Annotated in this window: 28 protein-coding genes and 3 pseudogenes; 18 read left to right on the forward strand and 13 right to left on the reverse strand. The window is 42.3% G+C overall.

Annotated elements, in window-relative coordinates; genetic code table 11:
• The first annotated feature begins 138 nt into the window (after positions 1-138).
• The 6 genes and pseudogenes from V7L31_RS14095 to V7L31_RS14120 all read left to right on the forward strand — a co-directional run bounded on the left by V7L31_RS14095 (position 139) and on the right by V7L31_RS14120 (position 5,776).
• The gene (locus tag V7L31_RS14095) at positions 139-432 is read left to right on the forward strand and encodes a hypothetical protein (RefSeq protein ID WP_334696805.1); all 294 of its coding nucleotides are present in this window, start codon (positions 139-141) and stop codon (positions 430-432) included.
• Between the two features lie 703 nt (positions 433-1,135).
• Positions 1,136-2,722 carry an efflux RND transporter periplasmic adaptor subunit gene (locus V7L31_RS14100; protein WP_334696806.1) on the forward strand — a complete coding sequence of 529 codons (1,587 nt, stop codon included), beginning with the start codon at positions 1,136-1,138 and terminating at the stop codon, positions 2,720-2,722.
• A gap of 249 nt (positions 2,723-2,971) precedes the next feature.
• Positions 2,972-3,256, forward strand: a pseudogene (locus tag V7L31_RS14105) (efflux RND transporter permease subunit); the annotation flags it as partial.
• Positions 3,257-3,396: 140 nt separating this feature from the next.
• Positions 3,397-3,846, forward strand: a complete 450-nt coding sequence (locus tag V7L31_RS14110) for an RpiB/LacA/LacB family sugar-phosphate isomerase (protein ID WP_334696807.1) — start codon at positions 3,397-3,399, stop codon at positions 3,844-3,846.
• Positions 3,847-3,917: 71 nt separating this feature from the next.
• The gene (locus tag V7L31_RS14115) at positions 3,918-5,300 is read left to right on the forward strand and encodes a carotenoid oxygenase family protein (RefSeq protein ID WP_334696808.1); all 1,383 of its coding nucleotides are present in this window, start codon (positions 3,918-3,920) and stop codon (positions 5,298-5,300) included.
• A 119-nt stretch (positions 5,301-5,419) separates the two neighbouring features.
• Entirely contained in the window at positions 5,420-5,776 is a 357-nt protein-coding gene (locus V7L31_RS14120) for a hypothetical protein (protein WP_334696809.1), read from the forward strand.
• A 229-nt stretch (positions 5,777-6,005) separates the two neighbouring features.
• Here V7L31_RS14120 and V7L31_RS14125 read toward each other — a convergent pair whose 3' ends face one another.
• The 5 genes from V7L31_RS14125 to V7L31_RS14145 all read right to left on the reverse strand — a co-directional run bounded on the left by V7L31_RS14125 (position 6,006) and on the right by V7L31_RS14145 (position 9,997).
• Entirely contained in the window at positions 6,006-6,371 is a 366-nt protein-coding gene (locus V7L31_RS14125; RefSeq protein WP_334696810.1) for a clan AA aspartic protease, read from the reverse strand.
• Entirely contained in the window at positions 6,368-6,640 is a 273-nt protein-coding gene (locus tag V7L31_RS14130) for a hypothetical protein (protein WP_334696811.1), read from the reverse strand. The genes V7L31_RS14125 and V7L31_RS14130 overlap by 4 nt, the downstream gene beginning before the upstream one ends.
• 432 nt (positions 6,641-7,072) lie before the next feature.
• Positions 7,073-7,780 carry a hypothetical protein gene (locus tag V7L31_RS14135; protein ID WP_334696812.1) on the reverse strand — a complete coding sequence of 236 codons (708 nt, stop codon included), beginning with the start codon at positions 7,778-7,780 and terminating at the stop codon, positions 7,073-7,075.
• A gap of 99 nt (positions 7,781-7,879) precedes the next feature.
• Positions 7,880-8,578 (reverse strand): CAP domain-containing protein, encoded by a 699-nt coding sequence (locus tag V7L31_RS14140; RefSeq protein ID WP_334696813.1) that lies wholly within the window; start codon positions 8,576-8,578, stop codon positions 7,880-7,882.
• 291 nt (positions 8,579-8,869) lie between these two features.
• Entirely contained in the window at positions 8,870-9,997 is a 1,128-nt protein-coding gene (locus tag V7L31_RS14145; protein WP_334696814.1) for an acyltransferase family protein, read from the reverse strand.
• 118 nt (positions 9,998-10,115) lie between these two features.
• On the opposite strand from V7L31_RS14145, the gene V7L31_RS14150 reads away from it, so the two are divergent.
• The gene (locus V7L31_RS14150; RefSeq protein WP_334696815.1) at positions 10,116-10,574 is read left to right on the forward strand and encodes a peroxiredoxin; all 459 of its coding nucleotides are present in this window, start codon (positions 10,116-10,118) and stop codon (positions 10,572-10,574) included.
• 68 nt (positions 10,575-10,642) lie between these two features.
• Here V7L31_RS14150 and hpf read toward each other — a convergent pair whose 3' ends face one another.
• Positions 10,643-11,287 (reverse strand): ribosome hibernation-promoting factor, HPF/YfiA family, encoded by a 645-nt coding sequence (hpf, locus tag V7L31_RS14155; RefSeq protein WP_334696816.1) that lies wholly within the window; start codon positions 11,285-11,287, stop codon positions 10,643-10,645.
• A 619-nt stretch (positions 11,288-11,906) separates the two neighbouring features.
• On the opposite strand from hpf, the gene lipB reads away from it, so the two are divergent.
• Both lipB and V7L31_RS14165 read left to right on the forward strand, forming a co-directional pair.
• Positions 11,907-12,599, forward strand: a complete 693-nt coding sequence (lipB, locus tag V7L31_RS14160; RefSeq protein WP_334696817.1) for a lipoyl(octanoyl) transferase LipB — start codon at positions 11,907-11,909, stop codon at positions 12,597-12,599.
• Positions 12,600-12,928: 329 nt separating this feature from the next.
• Positions 12,929-13,129 (forward strand): hypothetical protein, encoded by a 201-nt coding sequence (locus V7L31_RS14165; protein ID WP_179068660.1) that lies wholly within the window; start codon positions 12,929-12,931, stop codon positions 13,127-13,129.
• A 60-nt stretch (positions 13,130-13,189) separates the two neighbouring features.
• Here V7L31_RS14165 and V7L31_RS14170 read toward each other — a convergent pair.
• The 3 genes and pseudogenes from V7L31_RS14170 to V7L31_RS14180 all read right to left on the reverse strand — a co-directional run.
• A pseudogene (locus tag V7L31_RS14170) lies at positions 13,190-13,339 on the reverse strand (IS982 family transposase); the annotation flags it as partial.
• A 107-nt stretch (positions 13,340-13,446) separates the two neighbouring features.
• Positions 13,447-13,839: a hypothetical protein gene (locus tag V7L31_RS14175; protein WP_334696818.1), complete on the reverse strand. Its 393-nt coding sequence runs from the start codon at positions 13,837-13,839 to the stop codon at positions 13,447-13,449.
• A 232-nt stretch (positions 13,840-14,071) separates the two neighbouring features.
• The gene (locus V7L31_RS14180) at positions 14,072-14,368 is read right to left on the reverse strand and encodes a hypothetical protein (protein ID WP_179067437.1); all 297 of its coding nucleotides are present in this window, start codon (positions 14,366-14,368) and stop codon (positions 14,072-14,074) included.
• Positions 14,369-15,068: 700 nt separating this feature from the next.
• Here V7L31_RS14180 and trxB point away from each other — a divergent pair.
• Positions 15,069-16,439, forward strand: coding sequence for a thioredoxin-disulfide reductase (gene trxB, locus V7L31_RS14185; protein ID WP_334696819.1), 1,371 nt, complete (start codon positions 15,069-15,071; stop codon positions 16,437-16,439).
• 129 nt (positions 16,440-16,568) lie between these two features.
• On the opposite strand, the pseudogene V7L31_RS14190 reads toward trxB, so the two are convergent.
• A pseudogene (locus V7L31_RS14190) lies at positions 16,569-16,903 on the reverse strand (XisI protein).
• Positions 16,904-17,052: 149 nt separating this feature from the next.
• Between V7L31_RS14190 and V7L31_RS14195 the strand changes: the two are divergent.
• The 4 genes from V7L31_RS14195 to V7L31_RS14210 all read left to right on the forward strand — a co-directional run bounded on the left by V7L31_RS14195 (position 17,053) and on the right by V7L31_RS14210 (position 19,903).
• Positions 17,053-17,949, forward strand: a complete 897-nt coding sequence (locus V7L31_RS14195; RefSeq protein ID WP_179069241.1) for an ABC transporter permease — start codon at positions 17,053-17,055, stop codon at positions 17,947-17,949.
• A 59-nt stretch (positions 17,950-18,008) separates the two neighbouring features.
• Entirely contained in the window at positions 18,009-18,218 is a 210-nt protein-coding gene (locus V7L31_RS14200) for a hypothetical protein (RefSeq protein WP_334696820.1), read from the forward strand.
• 137 nt (positions 18,219-18,355) lie between these two features.
• On the forward strand, positions 18,356-19,258 hold the full coding sequence (locus tag V7L31_RS14205; protein WP_334696821.1) for an ROK family protein: 903 nt from the start codon (positions 18,356-18,358) through the stop codon (positions 19,256-19,258).
• 3 nt (positions 19,259-19,261) lie between these two features.
• Positions 19,262-19,903 (forward strand): type I restriction endonuclease subunit R, encoded by a 642-nt coding sequence (locus V7L31_RS14210; RefSeq protein ID WP_334696822.1) that lies wholly within the window; start codon positions 19,262-19,264, stop codon positions 19,901-19,903.
• Between the two features lie 21 nt (positions 19,904-19,924).
• Here the strand turns inward: V7L31_RS14210 and V7L31_RS14215 are convergent, their stop codons facing one another.
• From V7L31_RS14215 to V7L31_RS14225, 3 genes are all read right to left on the reverse strand, one after another.
• The gene (locus V7L31_RS14215; RefSeq protein WP_334696823.1) at positions 19,925-20,488 is read right to left on the reverse strand and encodes a Uma2 family endonuclease; all 564 of its coding nucleotides are present in this window, start codon (positions 20,486-20,488) and stop codon (positions 19,925-19,927) included.
• A gap of 79 nt (positions 20,489-20,567) precedes the next feature.
• Positions 20,568-20,990: a hypothetical protein gene (locus V7L31_RS14220; protein WP_334696824.1), complete on the reverse strand. Its 423-nt coding sequence runs from the start codon at positions 20,988-20,990 to the stop codon at positions 20,568-20,570.
• Between the two features lie 145 nt (positions 20,991-21,135).
• Entirely contained in the window at positions 21,136-22,773 is a 1,638-nt protein-coding gene (locus tag V7L31_RS14225) for a CTP synthase (RefSeq protein WP_334696825.1), read from the reverse strand.
• An 84-nt stretch (positions 22,774-22,857) separates the two neighbouring features.
• Between V7L31_RS14225 and V7L31_RS14230 the strand changes: the two genes are divergently transcribed.
• The 4 genes from V7L31_RS14230 (at position 22,858) to V7L31_RS14245 (ending at position 25,846) form a co-directional block, all read left to right on the forward strand.
• Positions 22,858-24,612 carry an N-acetylmuramoyl-L-alanine amidase gene (locus V7L31_RS14230; protein ID WP_334696826.1) on the forward strand — a complete coding sequence of 585 codons (1,755 nt, stop codon included), beginning with the start codon at positions 22,858-22,860 and terminating at the stop codon, positions 24,610-24,612.
• A 164-nt stretch (positions 24,613-24,776) separates the two neighbouring features.
• Positions 24,777-25,031 carry a DUF4258 domain-containing protein gene (locus tag V7L31_RS14235; RefSeq protein ID WP_334696827.1) on the forward strand — a complete coding sequence of 85 codons (255 nt, stop codon included), beginning with the start codon at positions 24,777-24,779 and terminating at the stop codon, positions 25,029-25,031.
• Positions 25,032-25,044: 13 nt separating this feature from the next.
• Positions 25,045-25,275: a DUF2283 domain-containing protein gene (locus tag V7L31_RS14240; RefSeq protein WP_334696828.1), complete on the forward strand. Its 231-nt coding sequence runs from the start codon at positions 25,045-25,047 to the stop codon at positions 25,273-25,275.
• A 154-nt stretch (positions 25,276-25,429) separates the two neighbouring features.
• The gene (locus V7L31_RS14245) at positions 25,430-25,846 is read left to right on the forward strand and encodes a hypothetical protein (protein ID WP_334696829.1); all 417 of its coding nucleotides are present in this window, start codon (positions 25,430-25,432) and stop codon (positions 25,844-25,846) included.
• Positions 25,847-26,143: the final 297 nt, after the last annotated feature.

Consider the following 26,143-nt stretch of genomic DNA (forward strand, 5'->3'; position numbering starts at 1 on the left):
TATACCTATTTGCCTAAAAAACCTTCGATTGATATTTACCCAAAAGATTTACCTGCACTACCTCCTGCCATTTTTTAGTTCCGTCGAACTCACGTTAAAATCAGTATTCACTAGGACTTAAGAACGATAAATTCATCTGTGACTTATATACTATCTCGTCTACTATGTGGTTATAATGCAAGCAAGCGCTTGCAAACACTCATAGAAAACTTAACATCAAGGATGGCAAAAATTCCTGCAACCTTGATTAAGACGACAACTGAGGTGTCTGCAACGGTAGGTTTAATCGAAGCTAAAACGCAAGAAATTGCTTGTGTTGCTATCTTCGCTAAAGTCACATTATTCCGTCATTTTCAGAACAAAAAGCAACCACTAACTTGTGATTACCTAAGCGATCGCTTTCCAGTCTCAAGCTGTAGCCGATTACGATGAGTAGACTCAAAACCTGTACATTGACTTCAAGAATTATCCAAGGCTTGGCAATCAAGATGATGGAGGAGCATGAAAACCTGATTTGGACATTTTATTGCAGAAGCGAAGCGACATCCCCAGTCCACCTTTCTGAATTTTATACGAAACTGAAAAATTACTGCGCGCACAGATGATTGTTTGTGTACTTGCGAAAAAGTCAAAAGCCGAACACAGTATCTTCAGACATAGATGTAAAGCATCTGTAGATAGTTCCGCGAGTATGTTGCTTCACGGTATCCTGCGTTTTAGCGATATATCTACCACACTAAACTAAGGTTCTAAGTATTATATGTAAATTTTTGCGAATCTATTTGTGCGTGGTACTAGCACTTCACTATTGAAGGAGACAGAGGTTTCATTTGATTGCCTGCAATAAGATGAATTGTGCTTTTGAACTGAGACGAAGCACTGAGTTTTTACTAGTGAACAAAGTTTTATAAATTACAATTTAAAAATGATTGGAGTTAAATAATGTACAAAATGACCATAATGTGCTAGATGATATTGGTTCGTTTTAGGTGCTAGACATCGTGAGCGATCGCCCAAATACCCAAAAATTTTGTCACCAACATTGAGAAAAAGGGCTAAAAAACTATTCAAAATAATGCTTTTTTAGCGAAGAGTAGATTGCCCAAGTCTAAATCCACAAGACGAGAAAACGAAGATGTCCAATCCTCAGTTCCCTGACTCTCCCCTTCCAATTGAAGTAGAACAGCCTGCTGTTACCGATCCTAATCAAGAATCGCAACCATTGCCAGAGCGATCGCCAAAGCGACCTCAAAAAAAGCGTTGGCCCCTAATATTGGGAATTATCCTCTTAGTTGCAGGTATTGGTTTTGGTTGGCGCTGGTGGCAGACTAATAACGCTAGGAATGCACCTGCGGCTGGAGCCGGTGCTGGGCAACCAGCAATTCCTGTCAAGTTAGCAACTGTAGAAACTGAAACTGTGCAGGAAAGTTCGGAGTTTATTGGCTCCTTAGAGGCTCCACAATCTGTACCAATTAAGCCACAGGTTGAAGGACGAATTACTCAAGTTTTCATCAAAGAAGGCAACCGTGTTCAACAAGGGCAAGTCATTATTAGCCTACAAAGTGATGATGCCGAAGCCCAGCTACGACAAAGACAAGCAGCACTAGAACAAGCACAAGCAAGCCTTGCTGAACTCAAAGCGGGGACTCGAACAGAAGTAGTTTCCCAAGCCAAAGCCCAGCTAGATCAAGCCGAAGCAAAATATCAAGATGCCGTATCTGGATCGTTACCACAGCAAATTCAGCAGGCTGAAGCTCAAGTTAATTCCGCCAAATCAGATTTAGTACTAGCACAAGCACGAGCAACGCGATACGCACAATTAACAAAAGAAGGGGCAACTTCTCAAGATAGCCTAGATGAATACCTCAAAAACAAAGCTAGTGCAGAAGCGGCGCTGGTTGCAGCCCAGAAAAACTTAGAGCAACTCCGCAAAAGCAGAACTGCTAATATCCAACAACTGGGTGCTGCCTTAGAACAACAGAGACAATTCTATCGGCAGCAGGTGAACGGCAACCGTCCAGAAGATATTGCCCAAGGGCGATCGCAAGTTAGCCAAGCAGCCGCTCAAGTCCAGTCGGCTCAAGTCCAACTACAATATACAAAAGTTCTAGCTCCTTTCACAGGTATTGTTGGTGATATCCCAGTCAAGGTAGGGCAGTATGTAGGACAAGGGGATCAGCTAACCACATTGACTAAAAACGACTCTTTAGAACTGAATATATCCATTCCCTTAAATCAAGCCAGAAAGTTGCGCTTAGGTTTACCCGTGCAAATGTTGGATGCCCAAGGTAAACCGACATCAACCGGTAAGATCAGTTTTATCTCCCCCAATGCTAGTTCAGATTCGCAGACAGTTTTAGTGAAAGCTAACTTTGGCAATTTGAGAAATCGACTGCTGAATCTTCAGTCAGTGCAAACTAAAGTGATCTGGGATGAACGTCCAGGAATATTAATTCCAGTTACAGCAGTATCTCGTTTGGGTGGGGAGACTTTTGTGTTTGTGGCTCAAGCACCACAGGAAAAGCCTAAATCTGGAGCGCCAGCACCATCTTTAGTAGCTCAACAAAAATCTGTGAAATTGGGAGTTATTGAAGGAAATAATTATCAAGTTCTTGACGGATTAAAAGCTGGGGACAAAATTGTTGTTTCCGGTATTCTCAACATAACCAATGGCGCTCCCATCAAGCCTGCACCAGAAGAAGCGGGTAGTCAGAAGCCTTAGCTGAATAGGGGAGATGAGGGAGTTAAGCATGGGGACAGGGGGTAGGGAGCAGGGGAGCAGGGAGCAGGGAGAAGAATTTTCCCCTCCGCCCCCCGCACCCTGCCCCTCTGCCTCTTTTCAATGCCCCATGCCCCATTCTCAATACCAAATACCCAAAGCCCAATTTTGTAACCTATGTTTGTTGACTTTTTTATTAAGCGGCCAATCTTTGCATCGGTCTATGCGATCGCTATTCTTTTAATAGGATTAATCTTTAGTACATTACAAACTGCTTTAGGATCGCAATACCTGAATGATTTCAATCTGCAACAGCGCAATTATCGCGTGTATATCCAAGCAGATCGCCAGTTTCGTTCTAACCCCAAGGATATTGGTAAACTGTACGTTCGTTCCCAAAAGAATCAGATAATTTCCTTGAGTAATTTAGTCAAAGTTACGTCAACTGTGGGAGCGCAAACAATAAATCACTACAATCTTTTCCGCTCAATTGAAATTAATGGTGCTGCTGCTCTTGGCTCTAGTTCTGGAGACGCTTTCTTTGAGTCTGCGTAGGCGGACTTAGTTTGTGTAGTCCCGATTTCTAATCGCCTGGTATTTTTACTTTCGTTGAGATGCTCCCCCTATAAACATCGTAGTATGAGGAGATGGGGAAGACTAATTTCAAAGGGGAATGCATGAAAATTGCTATTGGCAGTGATGAACGCACCAACCTTACCGATAGGGTACTGGCAGAACTTAAGCAACGTGGGCATGAAGTTATACTCTTTGGTTCCCTAGCCGAGAATGATCCTGAAATCGATTGGCCTGTTAGCTGTAGTAAAGTTGCTTCGGCGGTAGCAACCCAGAAAGCAGATGAGGGAATTGTCTTTTGTTGGACTGGTACGGGTGCATCTATAGCCGCTAATAAAGTCTCTGGCATACGTGCAGCATTGTGCCATGATGCTGAGACGGCACGCGGGGCCCGCATCTGGAATCATGCGAATGTTCTTGTATTAAGTTTACGTGCAACTACAGAAGCGATCGCTAAAGAAATATTAGATACCTGGTTTAGCACACCTTTTTCTGAAGATGAGTGGAACCTCCTGCAAATCAAACGAATTAAACAGCTAGAAGAAAAGGTTTAATTTGTAGAACGATTGCAAAAATTCCACAATCAGCATAATGGCAAACCCAAATTTACAGTTAATTCAGCACAATGGTAACAATAGCAGTCAATCCCTATCTCGATCGCAACTTCGCTCCAATCCATGAAGAAATCACCACCGACAAATTGTCAGTCATCGGTGAATTACCACCCGAACTATCGGGGATGTTTGTACGGAATGGCCCTAACCCTCAATGGACACCCATCGGTGAATATCACTGGTTTGATGGAGATGGGATGTTGCATGGTGTGCAAATTAGCAACGGCGTAGCCACTTATCGTAACCGCTACATCCAGACAGCCGGATGGAAAAAAGAACGAGAAGCGGGTAAGGCTATTTGGAGTGGATTGTTAGAACCACCGCAAATGGATAACCCCCACGGCCCCCGCAAAAATACCGCCAACACTGCTTTAGTGTGGCACGCTGGTCAGATGTTGGCGCTGAACGAGGGGGGTAAACCTCACGCTATCAAGCTGCCTGAATTAGATACTATTGGCGAGTATACCTACAATGGCAAACTGGTTTCTGCCTTCACAGCCCATCCCAAAGTAGACCCAGTGACAGGAGAGATGATCTTCTTTGGCTATTCTTTGTTTGTGCCACCGTACCTACAATATAGTGTGGTTTCAGCACAAGGCGAACTCTTGCGGACAGTACCAATTGAGTTGCCAATAGGGGTGATGATGCACGATTTTGCCATCACTGAAAACTACACTATTTTCATGGATTTGCCCCTGACTTTTAACCTTGAAAGGGCGCAACGCGGAGAACCTGTAATGATGTTTGAGCGCGATCGCTCCAGTCGTTTCGGGATTTTACCACGCCACGGTGACAACAGTAATATCCGATGGTTTGAGAGTCCTGCTTGCTATGTCTTCCATACCCTCAACGCCTACGAAGACGGAGACGAAGTAGTGCTGATTGCTTGTCGCATGAGTTCTACTAATGTTTTGGGTTTAAATGATTCGCAACCCGACCCAGAAGCAAATATTCCTCGTTTACATCGGTGGCGATTTAACCTCAGCACGGGGACAGTGCGTGAAGAAATGTTGGATGATGTAACTTCCGAATTTCCTCGCGTCAACGAAAACTTATTGGGGCGAAAAACCCGATATGGCTACAGTAATAAAGCGGCAAACAATCCTCTACCTTTATTTGAAGGTATCATCAAATATGACTTCAGCAATGGAAAGTCCCAAACCCATGAATTTGGAGAAGGACGCTACGGCGGTGAAGCTGTGTTTGCGCCGCGTCCTGGTGCAACGGCTGAAGATGATGGTTGGCTTATAACTTTCGTCCATGATGAGGGTGAAGATACTTCCGAATTAGTAGTGGTAAATGCTCAAGATATAACTGCTGAACCTGTAGCGCGGGTGATAATTCCTCAACGAGTGCCTTATGGGTTTCATGGTGCCTGGGTTGTAGGGGAATAAGTTAGGTAGACAATACTGTTCGGTTAAAGCAAGATACGTGATGAATCGCCGTCTCTACAAAGGACTAACTATTGTAGAGACGGCGATTTATCGCGTCTTTGAACCTCGGCGTTGAGCCTTTGAACCTCGGCGTTGAGCCTTTGAACCTCGGCGTTGAGCCTTTGAACCTCGGCGTTGAGCCTTTGAACCTCAATGTTGCGCCTCTGAACCTCGGCGTTGAGCCTTTGAACCTCAATGTTGCGCCTCTGAACCTCGGCGTTGCAGCTTTGAACCTCAATGTTGCGTCTTTGAACCTCAATGTTGCGCCTTTTAAGCTCGAAGTTGCACCTTTTAGCCTCGACGTTGCACCTTTGAACCTCAATGTTGAGCCTCTGAACCTCGGCGTTGCACCTTTGAACCTCGAAGTTGCACCTTTTAGCCTCAACTTAGAAATATATCTAACTATTCTTGAATTTACAGCAGTGAGCGTGTATTAAAATTTGCTCACCTCTGTAAAGTGGAACATGGCTTTAGGGACTTCCAAATAAAAAAATATCCATCCTAATTAACTCTTGTGGGGTGGGCGTCTCGCCCGCCCTATGGACTGGACGGGCAAGATGCCCACCCCACAAAATAAGATAATTTATTTCTTGGAGTTCCCTTAGACTGTTCCGGTCAAAATCTTCAAACACGCAACTTTAACCAATACAAACAAGAACTTATCGATTAGAGTTTTTCTAGGGAAACTAAACCATTGTCTTGAAAATCTATTTCTAGATGGTATCCTGCCATCAGAGAAGTTCCTAGTAAAGGTTTATAACCAGCAGCTAAAACTGGAACTAATTTTTCTATGCCATCCCATAAAATTATTGCTAAGTGTATAGATAATAAAGCTTGACTACCATCAGCTAACCTTGCTTCAGTACTAGAATACAAGGGAAGATTCATTGCACTGACTGCCTGTGGTGGTAAAGTTAGATGGTCATTAAATCCAGTATCAATGACAAAATCTAGAGAAAAATCTGGTTGCAAAGGGAAGCGAAAAACCACTGGAATTATTACTCTACCATTGATTACTTTGCCATAAATCATTCAGCAGTACGCTCCATCGCACCACCAAAACTTACAGCAACATCATAACCAATTCGGATGGTGAACAATCTAGCATTAGGGTTTTTCTGTTTTAACTTTAACGCTGTGTCTACACCAGTTGGATCTATCCCATATTCACCTGTTTCAGCATCAATCACAATCATCTTGCCGATATTGTCAACATACTCGACATTTTGACGAATACCGTTTTCGTAAAACTGTTTAGCTCTTAGGGCTACTTCTTCTACACTCCAAAAAATTGATTGCATTACAATTACACCTACTTTTGTGCTTCTTAAAGCATTGTAGAGCCTCAACATTGAGCCTCTGAACCCCGAAATTGCTCAACTAGAAATATATTTAACTATTCTTAAATTTACAGCAGTAAGCGTGTAGTAAAATTTGCTTACCTGTGTAAAGTGGAACATGGCTTTAGACTTCTCCGGTCAAAATCTTCGAGGACGCAACTTCAAAAATAGACAAGACCTTGCGGGTGCAAACTTTAGCTATGCAGAACTTTAGCTGAAGCAGGTAAAAATCCCCAAGAATCTACCAAGCAAAAGACTGCAAAAACCGCAATCACCATGTTGAAAGGGATATTTTCTAGTTTACCTGCGATCGCATCCCTGGTTGAAGCGGGTAATAAATTATTGCCTGCGATCGCAAAATTATTCAGTTTGGGATAATCTCAACAATATCCTTTAGTTGTCGGATATTTTTGCTCTCAATAAATCAAAAACTTCCATCCCCTCTTGTAAGAATAATTCAATCTGTTCTGGTTCAAGACGTACATTTTCACGGTAATAAATCAAACAGGCGTCTGCTGCCTCTAGACATGGTGTTGTTTGCATAGCTGGGTAAAATCCTATTTTGGCTTCAAAAAAAGAAAGTAAGTTGTCAGTAAATATCTGACGAATCCCTTTCTCATCACTACCCCGCAACAGATATTGTTCAGAAAATCTGGGATATTTATCAAAGTTGATATCCTGATATCCTAAAAAATGACTGAGTTGATCAAAAATACCTTTTGGTTTTAATAAAAACTTAGGAGTATGCATATTCTTATCATACAAGAAAGCTATTGTCTGCCAATGTTCGTGTTTGGTTTTAGTACTATATATTGAGTATCTATATTCAAAAATGTATATTCTAAAGTTTTTAAGTTCTTTAGACAATATATTTGTAATTAAATTTCTCCCTCCTTGTTTGAATAGTCTAAAATTATGTAAATACTGCATAACATTATTACTATCTTCTGCTAAAAAATTTATTTTTAACTGAGTAGCAATAAGTTTAATTTTTTCAGTTCTTTGCTGTTCTTTTTTGTTTTCCCATTGGAAATATAAAATATTTATAACAACAACTACAAAAGTAAAAAATATTATAATCGCAAGAAAATCTTTAGACATAGACGATACTATTTTGGGTTTTAGATTTTAGATTTTTAATTGGGAATGGTGCAATAGACATTCGTTTTTCTCCCCGATTTCACCATTCCCTACTTAAAATTATTTTTCCTGATACCCACCAGCGTAGTCAATCACGCAGATTGTTCTGTATGCTTTGTGAGTTCCATAAGCAACACCAGAGACTTTGAAAGCGCCGTTAAAAATATTTTTTCGATGACCGCGATCGCGCACACCATCATCAATAATTAATTGCATAACGATATCTTGAGCGCTGTTTGGGCCATAACTGATATTTTCACCTGCGGTTGTTTGCCATTTACCATAGCGGTTGATGCGAGTAAAAGGACTGCTACCATCGCTACCATCATGACCTGTAACACCTCTTGGGCCTTGGTCTTTAACGTGGTCTTTTGCTCCTAAAGACATACCCTTTGATGCACTCAAGGCTCCTATAGGACGTGCTGATTTGAGAAATGCGATCGCTTCATCAACTGCCTTAACTCCTTCTTGAGTTCGCAAATAAGTATTATTAGAAATTTTGACTCGGTTCCCCTCAAAGCGCTTTCTATAATTTTCCAGAATCGGGAGATATGACTTGGGATTTGTTCTGACCTTATTTGTCTCAACAATTACCTGCTGTTCTAGTGGTGAAAGATAACTCGCCTTTGCTAACAAAGTTGGACTAGTTTGTACTGCTGGATTAGGGTTGGCTACAGATGGATTAGATTGCAAAATTTGATCTGAGCAGCCCAATATCAAGGCAATTGGCAAAAATACCCAAAATTTCATGCGACGCATACATTACCTCACAATTTTTCTATGGATTAATTTAGTGAATTAGAAGAAATAAGAATTTTCAACGCACAGATTTATCTGTGGAAGCTTCCAACGTTAGAAACAATATCAAGAACTTAAATGAGTTGCCAAAGAAAGCGCAGATTAACGCGCCAGTAATTATAGATAAAGTTGTGCTTACCTTTGTTCCTAAAGTGTTACAAATCCATCACTTAATACCTGTTGTAACATTAACAACAATAAAACGTAAATAACAACCAAAATATTTTTAATTTCTGATGCCTGCTTGCAAATTTACACTTTCAAAAACCAGCGTTGCCGATACATTAGAACACCAACAGCCCACCACAACAACACAGTGACTAGGGCAAATAACAGGGAACCATTCAACGCCCCTGCCCAAGATGCGAAAAAATTCTGGTAAATCCAATTGTAGGTACTGGGAGCGTCTTTGCCAGTGCCAATAGTGGTTTTGACTAAGATTTTAATCAATAAAACTGATGCAACGAAAAGAGCGATCGCATTTAAGCCCATAATTTCAAAAGGCTTACTCCAGCGACGCATCAACCGGACTTCGATGAATTCATAACAAGCTGCTAGCAACAGTAATGCCCAACCGCTGCTAAAGAACACATAAGAACTTGTCCACAGCTTTTTGTTAATGGGGAATGTCCATCCCCAAATCCAACCGATAATTAAGCAACCAACTCCAAATAATCCTAAACCTATACTTGTGCGTGATTGTACGGTTTGACTGCGTATCCATTGCCCAGTGAAGTAGCCAGTGAGGACGCTTACTATAGCAGGAATAGTACTGAAGAGTCCTTCTGGATCTCCCATGAATTTGAAACCATCACCCTTATATAAATGTGCTTTGGGAATAATCAGGCGGTCAACATAAGCACCGAAATTACCTTCCCGCGTCAAAACTCCTGCACCGTATTCTGGCACTGGTAAATACATCAGCGTTACCCAGTAGCCGATAAGTAGAACTACTGCAAGTATCCATTGACCTTTACGCGGAAGGTTGAGAACAGCTAGAGAAGCCAGCAGATAGGTAAGGCTAATGCGCTGCAACACTCCCATAATGCGAATGCTACTCAAATCAAAAGTCCAAATACCCTGATTCCAAAAGCCATTTAGTAGCAATCCCAAGGCAAAGAGAATGGCCGCGCGGCGCAATATCCGCCAGTAAACAGTTGAGGTTGGTTTATTGCCTTCGGTGTACTTTGACAGCGAAAAAGTCATCGCTACACCAACAATGAACAGAAAGAAGGGAAATACCAAATCAGTTGGTGTGCAACCGTGCCAATCAGCGTGGGCTAAGGGAGGATATACATCATCTGCGACACCCGCCATATTGACGAGAATCATCGCCGCGATGGTAATGCCGCGAAAAACATCCAATGAAGTCAGGCGCATAAGCGGAATTTTGTGTTAGATGAGTATCTAAGCTACTCCCCTTGATGCAGGTAATCAAGCAAAATTTATAAACTTGGATACAAGGTAAAATTTTGTTAAGTAATTACCACTATTTGCTATGCCAATCAAAGTTGGAGATACCGCTCCTAATTTCACTCTACCTGCCCAAAACGGCTCAACAGTAAGCCTCCAAGATTTTCGCGGCAACAAAGCTGTTGTCTTATATTTTTATCCCAAGGACGATACACCCGGATGTACGGCGGAATCTTGCGCCTTTCGCGATCAGTATGAAGTATTTAAAACCGCTGGCGCTGAAATTGTCGGCGTCAGTGCTGATTCCAGTGAATCTCACCAGCGATTTGCTGCGAAATACAATCTACCTTTCACTCTATTAACTGACAAAGGCGACCAAGTACGAAAGCTATATGGTGCAACAGCAGCCTTTGGCTTATTCCCTGGTCGCGTTACTTATGTCATTGACCAACAGGGAGTTGTGCAATACGTGTTTGATTCAATGTTTAACTTTAAAGGTCATGTTGAGGAAGCGCTGAAAACTTTGCAACAACTTGCAAAATAGGGGATTGGGCATTGGGGATTAGGAAACTCTCTCCTAGTCCCTAGTCCCTAGTCCCCAGTCTCTAGTCCCTATTTAGAATGAGACTTTTCCGGGATGACAATATTAGCGTGGCTTGCCTTGCCATTCTTGCCGTTAGTATGACCGTTACCATTGCGGGGATGAATTACGCCATAACCGCCGTGGTTGCGTTCGTAAATTACATTAATCTCTCCAGTTTCAGAATTGTGGAACATATAAAAATCGTGTCCCACGAGTTGCAGCTGTTCCAAGGCTTCTGCAAGGGTCATCGGTGGCATGGAAAAATATTTGGTGCGGACGACTTCGTTGGGTAATTCGGGGGTGCGATCGCCAATCAAATCTGTGACTACCGTATCTGCAACAACTACTTCTGTTGGTAGGGCCTGAGTTTTCTGGTCTTGGCGTCGTTCTTTGTATTTCCGCAGTTGACGGGCAATTTTATCTGCAACTAAGTCAATGCTGGCGTATAGGTTTTCGCTACTTTCCTCGGCACGAATAACGCTACCGTTAGCATAAATAGTTACTTCAGCTGCTTGTCTTGTATTAATTCGGGGATTCCGGGCGACGCTAAGATGCACATCCACTTCATTTGTAAGGCTCTGAAAGTGACTAACTGCTTTTTCAATCTTTTGATGTACATACTCACGAATCGCATCGGTGATTTCAATATTTTTGCTGTGGATGACAAGCTTCATGTAATACTCTCCCGCTGAATATTTGAATGTGTGAATTTGCTTTGTATGAAAAGAAGTTGCGGTAAGTTTATTATTCCCGCCAAAACAAATTGTGAACTATATTGTATATATTGCTGGTAAGCTGTCTCTCAGCTTCCTGCATTTGAGTTGTTATCAAGTATACCCTTGATTTACCTCCTTATCTCTGCGCTGATATCCAATTTGATATCCACTTAGAACTCTTAGGTGAGGCAATCTGAATGGTAGCTCCTATGAGTACCCTCTTTTTTAAAGCAACGCTTACAGAACTGTTGATAGTTGCTCCTTCTGTGTTCAGTTGAAGTTTGCTTGCTGTTGTTAAATAATACAAGTCTTTGTGGAAGTTTGATCCTGTTTGAAATACAAACAATTTTATGAAAATCATCAGCCAGTGCAATCGTCTTTATCATCTTGGCATGATGTTTATTGCAGAGAATTCCTCCTAAAAACCTATTGAGGTTAATATTCAACCTAGCACTTTGTATTTTCTAATGCAGGTTCCCTTGACTTTCCTTTAAAATCCTTTGCAAAGCTTAATATTTGTTGATTCTAATCCTGTAACTTGAAATATATTTCGTCCTTATTACAGTTGATTTTTGGCATGATTCATAGTAACAAACCAGATAAAAACCGTTGTTTGCTGTATAACCAAGGATTAATGCCTTACTTAAAAGCTCATGGATGGCAGCGATCGCTCCTCACTGAGCGCATCCATGACCCTAATCTAGATGACGTGTTAATTTTACTAGAGCATCCACCTGTCTACACTCTCGGACAAGGAAGCAACTCAGATTTTCTCAAATTTGATATTGACAAAAGTCTATATGATGTGCATCGAATTGAAAGAGGCGGAGAGGTTACTTACCATTGTCCCGGTCAATTGGTAGGCTATCCAATTTTAAATCTGCAAAGTTATCGTAAAGACCTCCATTGGTATTTACGGCAACTCGAAGAAGTAATAATTCGCGTATTGGCAGTTTATGGCTTGCAAGGAGAAAGAATTCCGGCTTTTACTGGCGTTTGGTTACAAGGGCGAAAAGTTGCAGCGATTGGGATTAAAGTCAGCCGTTGGATTACTATGCACGGCTTTGCATTAAATGTTTGTCCAGACATGACAGGCTTTGAGCGCATTGTACCCTGCGGTATTTCTGATAAACCTGTAGGCAGTTTAGCCGAATGGATTCCAGGTATCAGCTGCCAGGAAGTGCGTTTTTATGTAGCACAGTCCTTTGCGGAAGTCTTTGGTGTGGAATTAGTCGAATCTCAGCCTCAAGAATTTTTCCAGCCTGAGTAAATTCAGCTTGTAATTATGTAAGAAATACTATAGTAGTCCGATTTAAATTGTGAGACACTTGTGAGAGCAGTCAATGTTTAATAGTATCAAAATCAGGAGGTAAGAGGTAAGAGGTAGGAAGCAGGAGGGAGCAATAACCCATATTTAGAAGCGCGGGACTTAGGCTATGAAGACTTTGTGTCTGACTCTATGCGTCTCAATACAATTTTTATTTTAAAACTGGGTATAAAACCTAGAACTACTATTTAACTGTGATTGTCGAAGCTAAAATTTGATTATTTACAAATTTCTATACTAACTTTTTACGGCTGTAAAGCACAATTTTGCGCGTGAATTACTCAAATAATCTCCAGGTATATGCCCCATCGTTAACGTCTCTGAGAGAACGTGATTGGACAGCTTTGATAGAACTATTTGATAGAGACGACGGTGATGAAATTGAAGCCGACATCAGTGGTAGTCTATTTTGGCTGATACCTGAACCTTGTTGGGAAGATGATCCCTTTGAATTCTTACGTGAGTATCTTTAATGAGTTATGAGTTATGAGTGTAAAAGAGGCCTTTAACTCCAAACTCACGCGATGTGCAACTTATTCTGTCACAAGACTATCAAAATGTAATGGTTCCAAGCCAAACAGACGATTTAGCCAGACACAAACAGTATGAGCCAATACTTTGCGATTCAAACGACTTGTCAAATGCCACATATCTCTAGCCCACACTTTTTCAAAATGGGCACGGCAGTGCCCCTACAGGTGTACCTTACCAGATCGAGAAACGCTATGGGAGTCAGATCAGAATAGAGAATTTTTTTGACTCTCTAAACTTTTTATACAGCTGTAATTAGTTAAAATCTTATTCCCAGTTGCCCGTTAAAACCACGAATAGAATTGTAACCAGCACCAACAAAAACGTTATCTGTAGCACTTACCTGAACGCCACCTGAAACTGCAACACCTTTATCCCCTGAATAAAGTCCAACTCCTACATAGGGTGAAATTACAGGCAAACTGATAAATTTCAAAACATCTACTCCTGTAGCACCATCAGGGCCAGTTCCTACCTCAACCCCAAAATTTAAAGCTCTAGCTCCGACAGCATAAGTTACATCACCATCTTTTCCACCCACTGAAACCCAAGGTTGTGGTATAAGTTGAGCCGATGCTTGACCTGGAGCAAATGATAAAGTTAACAAACTTATGGATGTAAGTAATATTTTAGTAATAACTGCTATTTTCACGTTCTTCTGCTCCACTAACTGGTACATCTTAATTGTCTTCTCACGACTATCTTTGCTTCAGGATTGCTGTTAACTAGGGTTTGTCATGGCTAATTGTGACGCATTGAACCTCATTCAAGTGCCCAATGAGTGCTGAGTAGTGAGTGATGGAGATGAAGGAGATATATAACCCCTGCTCCCTGCCTTATCCCAATGACAAATATTGAAGCACATCTACTTAACCCTATTAACCCTATTCAAAAGTAGACACATCTCGCAGCAAATTTGGAATTTCCCCTTGAGATATGGGAAACTCTAGTAGGGTTTCTCTAAGACCCAAATACCCGGATTCAGCAAACGACAAAAGCATTCGTGAAAGCGCTAGCCAAACTTCCGGTTCATATTCCCAATCACGATAACGCGAAGCTTGACCAGCAATTGAACGTAGCGCCCAAAAATAAGAGTTCCGCACTACCGAACCACCCTTCTTAAACTCTGGTAAATCTTCGTGGTGGATCAAAAGTATTTTATTTTCAATTCTGGCTCGCATAGCAATTTTGGATTTTAGATTTTAGATTAAAATTAAGCTTTAAGTACTTGGCAAGTGTTGAGCGTATATAAGACTCGTATTTGATTGCGTGAAAAAACTCAGTACACGTCTATTCCCTCTCTACGCAAGTAAGTTTAGTAATCAAATCGGATTCCTATAGTATCGTAGGCATTTGGCGATCGCCATTGGTGTCAACTTCAGCTGAAACTCCTTTAAAACCTCGTTCCCAGCCGGAATTCTGGTGGATCTGCCGCAAGTGAGGCGATTCCCAGTCGGAGACTGGAAACGAGACAATATCTAAAAGCTTTTACTAGTACAACACGGCGTAAATAAACCACCCCTGACGCTCGTTCGCCCTTGGCGTCTCCCCTTGGGAGAAGACTCGCTAACGGCAGTTCCTCATGGGGGGAACGGAACCCCCATCGCCTTTGGCGTCTCCCCTTCTCCCAAAGGGAGAGGCTAACGCCAAGGGAGAAGATCGGACTGCCTCACCATTCCAAATCAATGAAACGCTTACGCTGTAGTCATTTTTAATTTTTAATTTTTAATTCCGCCTTGCGGTACTAGGCTAGTTTTCACGTTAAGTTGACACCAATGGGCGTAGGCGTAGCCCGTCGCAGACATCGCTTACCATCTGATGTAGCCAATCGTGAATTGTTATGCTATATTAAACGTAGTCGTTATGAGTTCGTATATTGTCATGGCTAACCCAACTGTAGAAAACTTGGTAATTATCGGTTCTGGCCCAGCAGGCTATACAGCCGCCATTTATGCCGGACGCGCTAACCTGAAACCTGTTGTATTTGAAGGTTTCCAAGCCGGGGGTTTACCTGGTGGGCAACTAATGACAACGACGGAAGTTGAGAACTTTCCAGGGTTTCCTAAAGGGATTACTGGCCCGGAACTGATGGATCAGATGAAGGCGCAGGCGGAGCGCTGGGGGGCTGAACTATATACTGAAGATGTTATATCAGTTGACTTGAGTCAGCGTCCATTTACAGTGCGATCGCAAGAAAGGGAAATAAAAACCAACAGCATCGTCATTGCTACTGGTGCAACTGCAAAACGTTTGGGTTTACCCAGCGAACATGAATTCTGGAGTCGGGGTATTTCCGCTTGTGCAATTTGCGATGGTGCAACACCAATTTTCCACGGTGCAGAATTAGCTGTAATTGGTGCTGGCGACTCGGCGGCGGAAGAGTCAATTTACCTCACCAAATACGGCTCTAAGGTAAATATGTTGGTACGCACCGATAAAATGCGAGCTTCTAAAGCCATGCAAGATAGGGTTTTGAGCAACCCGAAAATCCAGGTGCATTGGAATACAGAAGCCGTGGATATCTTCGGTAGCGATCGCATGGAAGGGGTGAAAATCCGCAATACTAAAACTGGTGAAGAGAGCCAACTGCACGCTAAAGGTTTATTCTACGCCGTTGGTCACACTCCCAATACCTCTCTATTTAAAGGGCAATTAGAACTGGATGAGGTAGGTTACGTTGTCACCAAGCACGGTACTGTGGAAACCAGTGTAGAAGGCGTTTTTGCTGCTGGCGACGTACAAGATCATGAGTTTCGGCAAGCAATTACGGCTGCGGGTACTGGTTGTATGGCGGCGATGTTAGCAGAACGTTGGTTGTCATCTACCGGTTTGATTCAAGAATTCCATCAACAGCCAGAAACAGCAGATAATGAATTAGAAAATCAGCCAGCCAAAAAGACTGAAGCCGAGGAAGAAGCTGGATTTAACTTAGATGGGACGCGCCATCAGGGAGGTTATGCCTTACGGAAATTGTTCCATGAAAGCGATCGCTTGCTCCTTGTTAAATATGTCTCCCCTGGTTGCGGCCCTTGTCATACCCTGAAACCAATTTTAAATAAAGTGGTGGATGAATTTGACAGCAAGATTCACTTTGTAGAAATTGACATCGACAAAGACCGAGATATTGCTGAAAATGCTGGTGTGACAGGAACGCCAACAGTTCAATTGTTCAAAAACAAAGAACTGGTGAAGGAAGTCAAAGGTGTGAAGCAAAAGAGCGAATACCGCCAGTTGATTGAAAGCAATCTGTAAGAGAATGGGACATGGGGATGAGGGAGCCGGGAAGAAGCAAGGGAGCAGGGAGCAAGAGAGAAGAGTTTTCCCTTCCGCCCCCCGCCCCTCTGCCTCTTTTCAATGCCCAAGACTGTTAGCTTTAATAAGTTAGGCAATAGCATATCCTGTGCGTTGCCTAACATTTGGCGGGTGAAATCCCAAAACATTTGATCTTTAGGAATTCCGGCTGCTATGAATTCGTAGGTTACACCATCTTCTGTGTCATCCCGTTGCAGCCAAATTTTGCCATCAATAATATCAATATGAACTAAGTACCCGTGAATTCTCTTAACACCATCCCAGCCTAACGTTATCAGCAAATAACTGTCATTTTCACTATCAAAGACTACTTTACATTCAATAGCTGCGTGGGAATAAGGAATTTGTGTATAGGTTACTAATATCTCTTTGATAAGCTGTCGATAATTATCTAAGGTATCCACTGAATTCTATTCGATAATTTCACCTCTAACTCAGTCTAGCTTTGTATTTATCGTAAATTAGTCGGACTTTTATTGAGGATGTTTACGCAATCCCCGATCTAATATGTAAAATGGTCAGCGTATCAAGCTTTGCTTCAGGCGATCGCTTTATGGCCATTACAAAACGGCGACTACCGACATTTTTAGAGTTTGGCAAAAGTCCCAATCTTTCCCAAAAACTCATGCTCATCGGGTTAGCCATTACCCTATTTTTCATCTTCCTGGCATTCTTCGCTCCCGTATTGCAGGCTTGGGGATGGCTGCAAAACCCCAAAGATTTTCTCTCTAATCCAATTCACGAGCCACCCTCAGCTAAACATTGGTTTGGTACTAGTCGTCTGGGCTATGATGTGTTCTCCCGGACATTGTTCGGCGCTCAAGCTGCTTTGCAGGTGGTAATTTTGGCAACGGCGCTGAGTATGATTATTGGTGTGCCTTTGGGGATGCTGAGTGGGTATCTTGGTGGGAAATTGGATAAAGTGTTGCTGTTTATTATGGATAGCATCTACACTCTACCAGGGCTACTGCTGTCTGTGACGCTGGCTTTTGTGGTGGGGCGTGGGATATTAAATGCAGCGATCGCTATTAGCATTGCCTACATTCCCCAATATTACCGCGTTGTTCGCAACCACACCGTCAGCGTGAAAACGGAAGTGTTCATCGAAGCTGCTCAAGCAATGGGCGCTTCTACTTGGGTTGTGCTTTCTCGTTATCTGTTTTTCAACGTCATTCAAAGCGTACCCGTTCTATTTACACTCAACGCCGCTGATGCGATTTTGGTGTTGGGCGGTTTGGGCTTTTTGGGGCTAGGACTTCCCGAAGAAGTGGCAGAATGGGGACATGATTTAAAACAAGCCCTAGAAGCTCTACCTACTGGCATTTGGTGGACTACGCTTTTCCCTGGTTTGACGATGACATTCATGGTGGTAGGGTTATCACTACTTGGCGAAGGGTTAAATGAATTTGTCAATCCCCGATTACGAAGAGAAAATAGAATCCGAAAGTAGTCATTAGTCATTAGCAAAAGACAAATGACAAAGGACAAATAAACAATAGAGAGAATTGTATGAAAGATAATTTAACGTTAATTGCTGCCGCTACTGGCGGGTTTATCCTTTCTGTTGCCCTTGCTGGTATTTTAAGAGGTGCGCCAATTACAGCTTGGCAGGAGCAATCGAGTTTTCGTACCACAACTGTTGCTAATTTACAGAGAGCAGAGTTGAAAGCCCCGCGTCTTAATATTGGTGATGAAAACAACTCGCATTCAATAAAATAGAAAAATTAGAACTTTTTTTGCGACCAGAGGCTAAAACCCTGACAAATTGTCGATTTTTAATTGGAGAATAAGGAATGGGTAATAGCTGTTCACCAATTACCAATGCCCAATGCCCAATGACTAATGACTAATGACTAATGACTAATGACAAAATTCAAGTAATTGGCATTGATGTCGGGGGAACAGCGATTAAGCTGGGGCGTTTTGCAGATGATGGTACTTGTCTGCAATCTTTGACTGTGGTATCTCCTCAACCAACAACGCCGGAAGCTGTGTTAGCAGTGCTGGTAGATGTGATCGCCCAAATTGATCCAGATAATCAAGCTGTTGCGATTGGTGTTGGTACTCCTGGCCCATCCGATGCCGCAGGACGCATTGCCAAAATCGCCATTAACTTGCCTGGATGGATCGATGTGCCTTTAGCAGACTGGTTAGAAGCTAAAACTGGCAAACCGACTGCGATCGCTAACGATGCTAATTGCGCTCTTTTAGGAGAAGCTTGGCTGGGAGCCGGTCGCCACTTTCAAAATCTGATTCTGCTAACTTTAGGTACTGGGGTTGGTGGTGCAATTATCCTTGATGGCAAACTATTTATTGGACATCAAGGAGTCGCCGGTGAATTGGGTTTAATTTCCTTAAATCCTGATGGGCCAATTTGTAATAGTGGCAATCAAGGCTCTTTAGAACAATATGCCTGTGCTACTGCGATTCGCCGCCGCACTTTCAAGGAACCCATCGAATTGGGTTTTCTTGCCCAACAAGGAGATACCGCAGCATTGACTTTTTGGCAAGAATATGGTATTACCTTGGGAATTGGTTTGACCAGTTTGATTTATGTACTCACACCGCAAGCGATCGTCATTGGTGGCGGTATCAGTGGCAGCTTTGAGTTTTTCTTACCAGGTGTGAAGGCAGAAATTGAGAAGCGAGTGCAGCCTTTATCACGAGTGGATTTACAAATATTACCAGCGGAGTTAGGCAATTTTGCGGGGATGGTAGGTGCAGCAAAGTTGGCATGGCAACGCTATTCGGAATGTTAGATTATGGTTCAAACAATCCCAGCTAGAGATGTAAGTCTTTACGAATTAGAAGAAAAATTTGGTTTGCAACTTGCCACAGACACCAACTTCTTTCCAGAATGGACAGAAAATTTGCCAACTCTGGCAGATAGTGAAAAGCAAGCAATCGCACGAGTCAAAAGCAACTATTTAAACTTGAATAAGCACCGTCTCATGTCAGAAGAGGCGGTAAAGATGGTAGTGCTATCTCCTTTACTCGATTTAGCTGGGTTTTATCAACCTCCTTTTGAGATTGAAACCGAGACTTCTGTGGAGATTTCTGCCGAAGACGAAAGCTTTCTCGTTAAAGGAAATATTGATGTTCTTGTCATCCAAAAACGTTTTTGGGTACTTGTCATCGAATCTAAAAGCAGTAAATTTGATGTGATGACAGCCCTACCTCAAGCACTCGCTTATATGCTTGATCGTCCAAATCCTGCACAACCAATTTTTGGTTTACTAATCAACGGCAGGGAATTTGTTTTTGTCAAATTGATTCAACAAGAACATCCTTGGTATGCCCGATCTGATGCGCTATCAATTGAACGTGATTCAGAACTACACCAAGTACTCACTATATTGAAGCGCCTTGGAGAATTAATTGTGCTTTTACCCACTGAGAAATAGGGATTGAGGCTTATCATCTACCTATACTTGCAACTCAAATCCAGGTAATATATCTTCTCCAGAAAGAATCGCCGGCATTTGCATAACTTCTACAGCTTTTTCGAGTCGGTAAATTTCCACTTGCTTATCTTGAGGATTAATTAGCCAACCCAAACGCAAACCATTTTCTATGTATTCCTGCATTTTCGCTTGGATAGGTGCAAGCCGATCTGCCTCAGAACGCAATTCAATTGCAAAATCGGGTACAAGTGGCGGAAATTTTTTTCGTTGTTCTAGTGTTAAAGCTTCCCACCGTTCCAACTTTACCCAAGCCGCATCAGGGGAACGTTTTGCACCATTTGGAAGTATAAAGATAGTTGAAGAACTAAAAACTTTGCCTAATTTAGCTTGACGATTCCAGATTTCTAAATCGGTAATTAGTCCAGCTTCTTGATTTCCACTTTCTCCTCCTACTGGTGGCATAATAATTAATTCTCCGGCTGCATTCATTTCCAGGCTTAAATCACTATTGGCAACACACAATTGATAAAATTGCTCATCGGTTAAATGAGCAATCGGTTCTAGATTAAGCACAACAGTATTCATTGAACCTTTCCTCGTGCCTTTATTGCTAACTTTGTTATCTTTAGTTAAAAGTTTAGCAAGAGTAAGTTCCTCGTTCACACTAAGATAAAGAATATCCTGTTGCTTTCTTAACGTATTTCACAACTTTTTCATAAGATTCAGGATTACTCACAGGGTTGATGATGATGGGAATAGTGCCATCTGGCAACCAAAAAGTTATCCTACCGTTCGGTTCATGACAAAATGAACTGATACAGTTGAGATTAATTACATATTCATTTTTTTCGTAATTTATTCTTACCCAGTGGGCATGATCTAATTCTAATCCTGTCACACATTCTAAATAATCGAGAATTTTTTGATAGTCTTCCAGGTTACTTTGTGGGTTAATCACTATGGGAATGGCACTATCGGGTAGCCAAAAAGTAACTCTGCCATTCAGTTCATAACAAAAAGCATGGACACGCTCAAAATTCACCACATATTCTTTCCTCTCGTAAAGGATTTTCACCCAGTACGCCACAACATCTCCTCAAGTCCGAAATTTACGAATGATGCACCCTGGATGTCCAAATCTACTGAAGCCCTAAGTTAATGTTGCAATTAATTTTGTTAGCGCAGCGTTAGCGAATCTGCGAACCTCATTTTGAATTTTGAATTTTGAATTGTTATGACACCTCCAATGGTGTTGGTGTGCTAGATGTCGAAAGAGAAAGAGCGATCGCTGTTTGAATGAATCCTTTAAATAAGGGATGAGGGGTACTGGGGCGTGATTGAAATTCTGGATGAAATTGGCACGCAAGAAAGAATGGGTGCTTGGGTAATTCCACAATTTCAACTAAGCGTCCATCAGGAGAAGTACCACTGATCGCATAGCCAGACTTTAACAACAAATCGCGGTAATCATTATTAAACTCATATCGATGTCGATGTCGTTCATAAATCACATCTTCTTGATAAAGCTTAAAAGCTAAAGTATCAGGGAGAACACGACAAGGATATAGTCCTAAGCGCATTGTACCCCCTAAATCCACTACTTCCTGCTGTCCTGGCAATAAATTAATTACTGGATCGGTTGTGTGAGGGTCAAATTCAGCACTATTGGCACCTGTTAATCCCCCTACGTGCCTAGCCCATTCAATCACGGAACATTGCATACCCAGGCATAAACCCAAAAAGGGGATTTGGCGATCGCGCGCGTATTTAATCGCGGCAATTTTGCCATCCACTCCCCGAACCCCAAAACCTCCTGGCACAACTATGCCATCGACACCCTGAAGATGAGTTTCAGCTGATTCAGTTTCCAAATCTTCTGAGTTTATCCAACGCAGACGCAGTTTGCCATAAGTGGAGATTGCCGCATGGTTCAGCGCTTCCACTACAGATAGGTAGGCATCACTTAACTGTACATATTTACCAACGATCGCAATTTCTACCTCGTGCTTGGGACTATGTAAACGTTGTACCAGGGTTTGCCACTGCGTCAAATCTGGTTTACGTTGTTCCATTTGCAGCAAGTTCAGCACTTGTTCTGCCATGCCTTCGCGTTCTAGATTTAGCGGTACTTCATAGATACTTTTGGCATCTTGGGAAGTGATGACGCATTCTTCGGGGACATCGCAAGATCCCGACAATTTTTGTTTTAATCCTTTGGGTAAGGGGCGATCGCTCCGACAAACTAAAATATCTGGTTGAATGCCAATGGATCTCAGTTCCTTAACTGAATGTTGTGTCGGCTTAGTTTTCATCTCACCTGCCGAGGCAATCCACGGTACTAGCGTTACGTGCATATACAGCACATTCTGCCGTCCCACCTCTTTACGGAACTGGCGAATTGCTTCCAAAAACGGCAGTGATTCAATATCTCCCACTGTCCCGCCGATTTCTGTAATTACTACAGAGGGATTTGTACTTTTGGCAACTCGTAAAATCCGATCTTTAATTTCATTGGTAATATGAGGAATTACCTGGACAGTTCCGCCATTGTAGTCTCCGCGCCGCTCTTTATTGATGACTGCCTGGTAAATTGAGCCAGTAGTCACACAATTCAACCGCGACATTGAGGTATCGGTAAAGCGTTCGTAATGCCCCAAGTCTAAATCTGTCTCCGCCCCATCCTGGGTAACGAATACTTCCCCATGCTGAAAGGGACTCATCGTGCCAGGATCGATATTAATATAAGGGTCGAGTTTGAGAATCGACACCGAATATTCGCGTGACTTGAGCAAACGCCCTAGACTTGCTGCTACAATGCCCTTACCAATACTGGAAACAACGCCTCCAGTAACAAAGATAAACTTAGTCATAGTAGTTTGAATTTCTAACAACTTCTAAAAATACATCCCGTCATTGTGCCACAGTTATTGTGGTGTAATCTTCTGTGATTTGCTGTGAAAAAACTTCTAGGATTAGTAATATTAGGCTTTATTCTCTCCTCCTCAATAGCATTGGCACAGCCATCTCTTATAGTTATTTTTCCCCAGACAAACTACCAGACAAGTGCCCAAAAAATCTTCTTTCTGGGCACTGCACCACCAGATGGTCAGGTTTTGATCAATAGTAAGCCAATTACCCGCAGCAAAGCTGGTCATTTTTCCCCTAGTTTCCCCTTGCAGTTGGGGGAGAATCTTTTTACTGTGCGTCGCCAGAATCAAGAACTTAAAATTAAGGTGATCAGGCTTAACGCTAGCCCGGAACTACCACAGGGGGTAGCCTTTGCGAAAGATTCCCTGACTCCCGCAGTTGACATTGCCAGATTACCGGGAGAAGTAATTTGTTTTGGCGCGATCGCACCCCCTAACGCTAATGTCTCTGTAACCCTGGCTAATCAAACTATTACCCTTTCACCCCAACCCGAACAGGCACAACTACCAAGTAATTTGGCAGCTTTGACAGGGCAAAATCAGCCTCATGCCCAGTCTAGCGTAGGCAACTATCAAGGTTGCACTACAGTGGCAACAGCCGCCGACCTGGGAAAACCTCAGTTTCAACTGACGCTTGATGGCAAGACGATAACTCAACCCGGATCTGGTAAGATTGAAATCCTCTCAAGATCGCAGTTGCCAATTTCTGAAGTTACAGTAGAGTCAGGCGTGGCTCGTACTGGCCCTAGCACCGATTACTCTCGACTGACACCACTGCCCAAAGGCACACGCGCAACGGTTACAGGTAGGGAAGGTGAATGGTTGCGCCTAGATTATGGCGCTTGGATTAATAGTAAAGAAACCCGCATTTTACCTGGTGCAGTTCCGCCACAAACAATAATTCGCAGTGTCGGATACCGTCACCTCCCTAGTGCGACAGAGATAGTTTTCCCTTTGCAAGTTCCCGTACCCGTGAGCGTACAACAAAGTGACCAAACTCTCGCTCTCACTCTCTACAATACCACTGCCCAAACAGACATAATTCGCCTGGATGATGACCCCCTAATTTATCGCCTAGACTGGCAACAGGAAGCCCCAGGACAAGTAAAATACACCTTTAACCTCAAAAAAGCTCAACAGTGGGGATATAAGCTGAGATACGACGGTACAACCCTGGTTTTAGCTTTGCGTCATCCACCTAAAATTGGCAGCACAAGACGCAAGCTTTTAGCTAATTTCAAGATTGTACTAGATCCAGGGCATGGAGGTAAAGAAACTGGTGCCAGTGGCCCAACTGGATATTTAGAAAAAGATGTGAATTTAGTGGTATCTAAGTTGTTGCGTGACGATTTGGTGAGGCGAGGGGCAACGGTGGTGATGACGCGAGAAGACGATCGCGAAGTTTCTTTAGCAGAACGTCAGGCAATTATCAGTCGAGAAGAACCTGCGATCGCTATTTCCATACATCACAATTCTCTACCCGATGATGGCGATGCTGAGAAAACCAAGGGATTCGGCGCTTTTTGGTATCAACCCCAAGCCCACAACCTCGCAATATTTTTACAGAAGTATGTAGTCAAAAAACTTGGCAAACCTTCCTATGGTGTGTTTTGGGATAACCTGGCGCTGACACGTCCAGCAGATGCGCCATCGGTGTTACTGGAATTGGGTTTTATGAGCAATCCCGATGAATTTGAGCAGGTGGTAAACCCAGAAGAACAGAAGAAGATAGCCGATGCGATCGCTCAGGGAATTACTGAGTGGTTTAGAAGTGTGAGATAAATTTGGATCATTGTATTTGGTGGAGTGCGATCGCTATTTTTAGCTAGTTCCTGCTCAATGTTGCAATAAGGCTTTGTTCAAGCTTTTTGATTTTTATAGTGTATGACCATTTCTTAGCTTATGTATTGTTACAGTGTTGACAGGAGCAGGTTCAAGCAAACTCTATGAAGCCAATTCGGTTTACCAAACACGCTTTATCGCAATGCATAGAGCGCGGTACAAAAGAGCTAGAAGTAACAGAAGCAATTGTTAATGGCAATCAAAAGCAAGCCAAGCAAGGCAGACTTGAATATCGTTACGACTTTCAGTTCAATAGAGAATGGCAAGGGCGCTCCTATGCTATTAAACGAGTTTCGCCAATCATTGCCGAAAGCGAGACAGAGATTGTAGTGATTACTGTGTATACATTTTATTTTTGAGGAAAGTAACGCGATGAAAATTAGTTATGACCAAGAAACTGACTCTCTTTATATTCGCCTAGTCGATGGATATCATGAATGCCGTACTTTGCGATTAAATGATGAAATAGCACTAAATATTGGTGCGGGTGAAGTTTTAGTTGGTGTAGAAATTCTTGATGCAAAAGAGGTTATTGGATCGGGTCAGTTGCCACAAGTTGTTCTAGAGAATATCCCCTTTCAGATTGTATCAACGGCAGCTTGAAGCCATAAAAAATCTAGTTTTGAAACATTAATAACTCTTCTAAATTTGCGATCGCCTATCTCTAATCGGAATAGGATGTGATGGGTTATACTCTGGATTTGGTAGTATATTAATCAAGTAAAATGAAAGTTTAGTTGTTCCCGCGAGGTGTCCGATGACTATCTTTGAGCGCCGCCGTCAACTTCAACAACAGATTGCTCAACTTCCAGATGACCAACTGACTCAGGTTGAGCAATACATAGCATTTCTTGGTTTTCAGAAAACAGTTCCATCTCAATCAGAAGTGACGAAATCACCTTCTACTGGAGCATCGATTCTGGCATCTTTAGAGCAAGCACATACTCCGCCCAATTCTCCTCTGGAGGATGAGATTCTAGCACAACCACCTGAAGATTTTGCTGCTAAGATCGCTGAAATCAAACAACGTGGCGATCGCTCTCAGTCTGTGATCAGACAGACCATGACAAATTCGGTAAATGCTTGCATTGAGTCATTGTTCTTATCAGAGTCAGCATATACAATTTCAGTTTTATACCATCCAACAGGAAATATTTTCTTGTATTCTATTTGATAAACTCCAATCTCAATTGAATTCGATAATTCTTTAATTAGACGAATTGATATATATTCGAGTGGATAATGTTCTCCTTTTTCAGGCTTTTCATCATCAAGTTTAGTACCGCCATCTTCTGGGTCGACCCAATCAATTAAACGTTTCCAGTCATCGAAGTTTTTTAAACGCCTCGACTTGATGCTGAAAGGGAGGCTTAGGGTAGTCTGTTGACTTTGTGAGTTTTTCAGTGATATTTTTCATACAATAACTATGTCGTCTTATTTAGGAAAGGTAAAAGAAAAATGGAATTCAAAA

The organism is Nostoc sp., from assembly GCF_036916655.1.
Classification (GTDB): Bacteria; Cyanobacteriota; Cyanobacteriia; order Cyanobacteriales; family Nostocaceae; genus Nostoc.

Bases quoted from the DNA above. Each gene is read 5' to 3' on its own strand.
- V7L31_RS14215 (WP_334696823.1), bottom strand. From the start codon at position 20,488: ATGAATACTGTTGTGCTTAATCTAGAACCGATTGCTCATTTAACCGAT.
- V7L31_RS14150 (WP_334696815.1), top strand. From the start codon at position 10,116: ATGCCAATCAAAGTTGGAGATACCGCTCCTAATTTCACTCTACCTGCC.
- hpf (WP_334696816.1), bottom strand. From the start codon at position 11,287: ATGAAGCTTGTCATCCACAGCAAAAATATTGAAATCACCGATGCGATT.
- V7L31_RS14195 (WP_179069241.1), top strand. From the start codon at position 17,053: ATGGCCATTACAAAACGGCGACTACCGACATTTTTAGAGTTTGGCAAA.
- V7L31_RS14135 (WP_334696812.1), bottom strand. From the start codon at position 7,780: ATGTCTAAAGATTTTCTTGCGATTATAATATTTTTTACTTTTGTAGTT.
- V7L31_RS14245 (WP_334696829.1), top strand. From the start codon at position 25,430: ATGACTATCTTTGAGCGCCGCCGTCAACTTCAACAACAGATTGCTCAA.
- trxB (WP_334696819.1), top strand. From the start codon at position 15,069: ATGGCTAACCCAACTGTAGAAAACTTGGTAATTATCGGTTCTGGCCCA.
- V7L31_RS14240 (WP_334696828.1), top strand. From the start codon at position 25,045: ATGAAAATTAGTTATGACCAAGAAACTGACTCTCTTTATATTCGCCTA.
- V7L31_RS14125 (WP_334696810.1), bottom strand. From the start codon at position 6,371: ATGATTTATGGCAAAGTAATCAATGGTAGAGTAATAATTCCAGTGGTT.
- V7L31_RS14235 (WP_334696827.1), top strand. From the start codon at position 24,777: ATGAAGCCAATTCGGTTTACCAAACACGCTTTATCGCAATGCATAGAG.
- V7L31_RS14130 (WP_334696811.1), bottom strand. From the start codon at position 6,640: ATGCAATCAATTTTTTGGAGTGTAGAAGAAGTAGCCCTAAGAGCTAAA.
- V7L31_RS14180 (WP_179067437.1), bottom strand. From the start codon at position 14,368: ATGCGAGCCAGAATTGAAAATAAAATACTTTTGATCCACCACGAAGAT.
- V7L31_RS14145 (WP_334696814.1), bottom strand. From the start codon at position 9,997: ATGCGCCTGACTTCATTGGATGTTTTTCGCGGCATTACCATCGCGGCG.
- V7L31_RS14210 (WP_334696822.1), top strand. From the start codon at position 19,262: ATGGTTCAAACAATCCCAGCTAGAGATGTAAGTCTTTACGAATTAGAA.
- V7L31_RS14110 (WP_334696807.1), top strand. From the start codon at position 3,397: ATGAAAATTGCTATTGGCAGTGATGAACGCACCAACCTTACCGATAGG.
- V7L31_RS14115 (WP_334696808.1), top strand. From the start codon at position 3,918: ATGGTAACAATAGCAGTCAATCCCTATCTCGATCGCAACTTCGCTCCA.
- V7L31_RS14205 (WP_334696821.1), top strand. From the start codon at position 18,356: ATGACTAATGACAAAATTCAAGTAATTGGCATTGATGTCGGGGGAACA.
- lipB (WP_334696817.1), top strand. From the start codon at position 11,907: ATGATTCATAGTAACAAACCAGATAAAAACCGTTGTTTGCTGTATAAC.
- V7L31_RS14200 (WP_334696820.1), top strand. From the start codon at position 18,009: ATGAAAGATAATTTAACGTTAATTGCTGCCGCTACTGGCGGGTTTATC.
- V7L31_RS14225 (WP_334696825.1), bottom strand. From the start codon at position 22,773: ATGACTAAGTTTATCTTTGTTACTGGAGGCGTTGTTTCCAGTATTGGT.
- V7L31_RS14140 (WP_334696813.1), bottom strand. From the start codon at position 8,578: ATGCGTCGCATGAAATTTTGGGTATTTTTGCCAATTGCCTTGATATTG.
- V7L31_RS14100 (WP_334696806.1), top strand. From the start codon at position 1,136: ATGTCCAATCCTCAGTTCCCTGACTCTCCCCTTCCAATTGAAGTAGAA.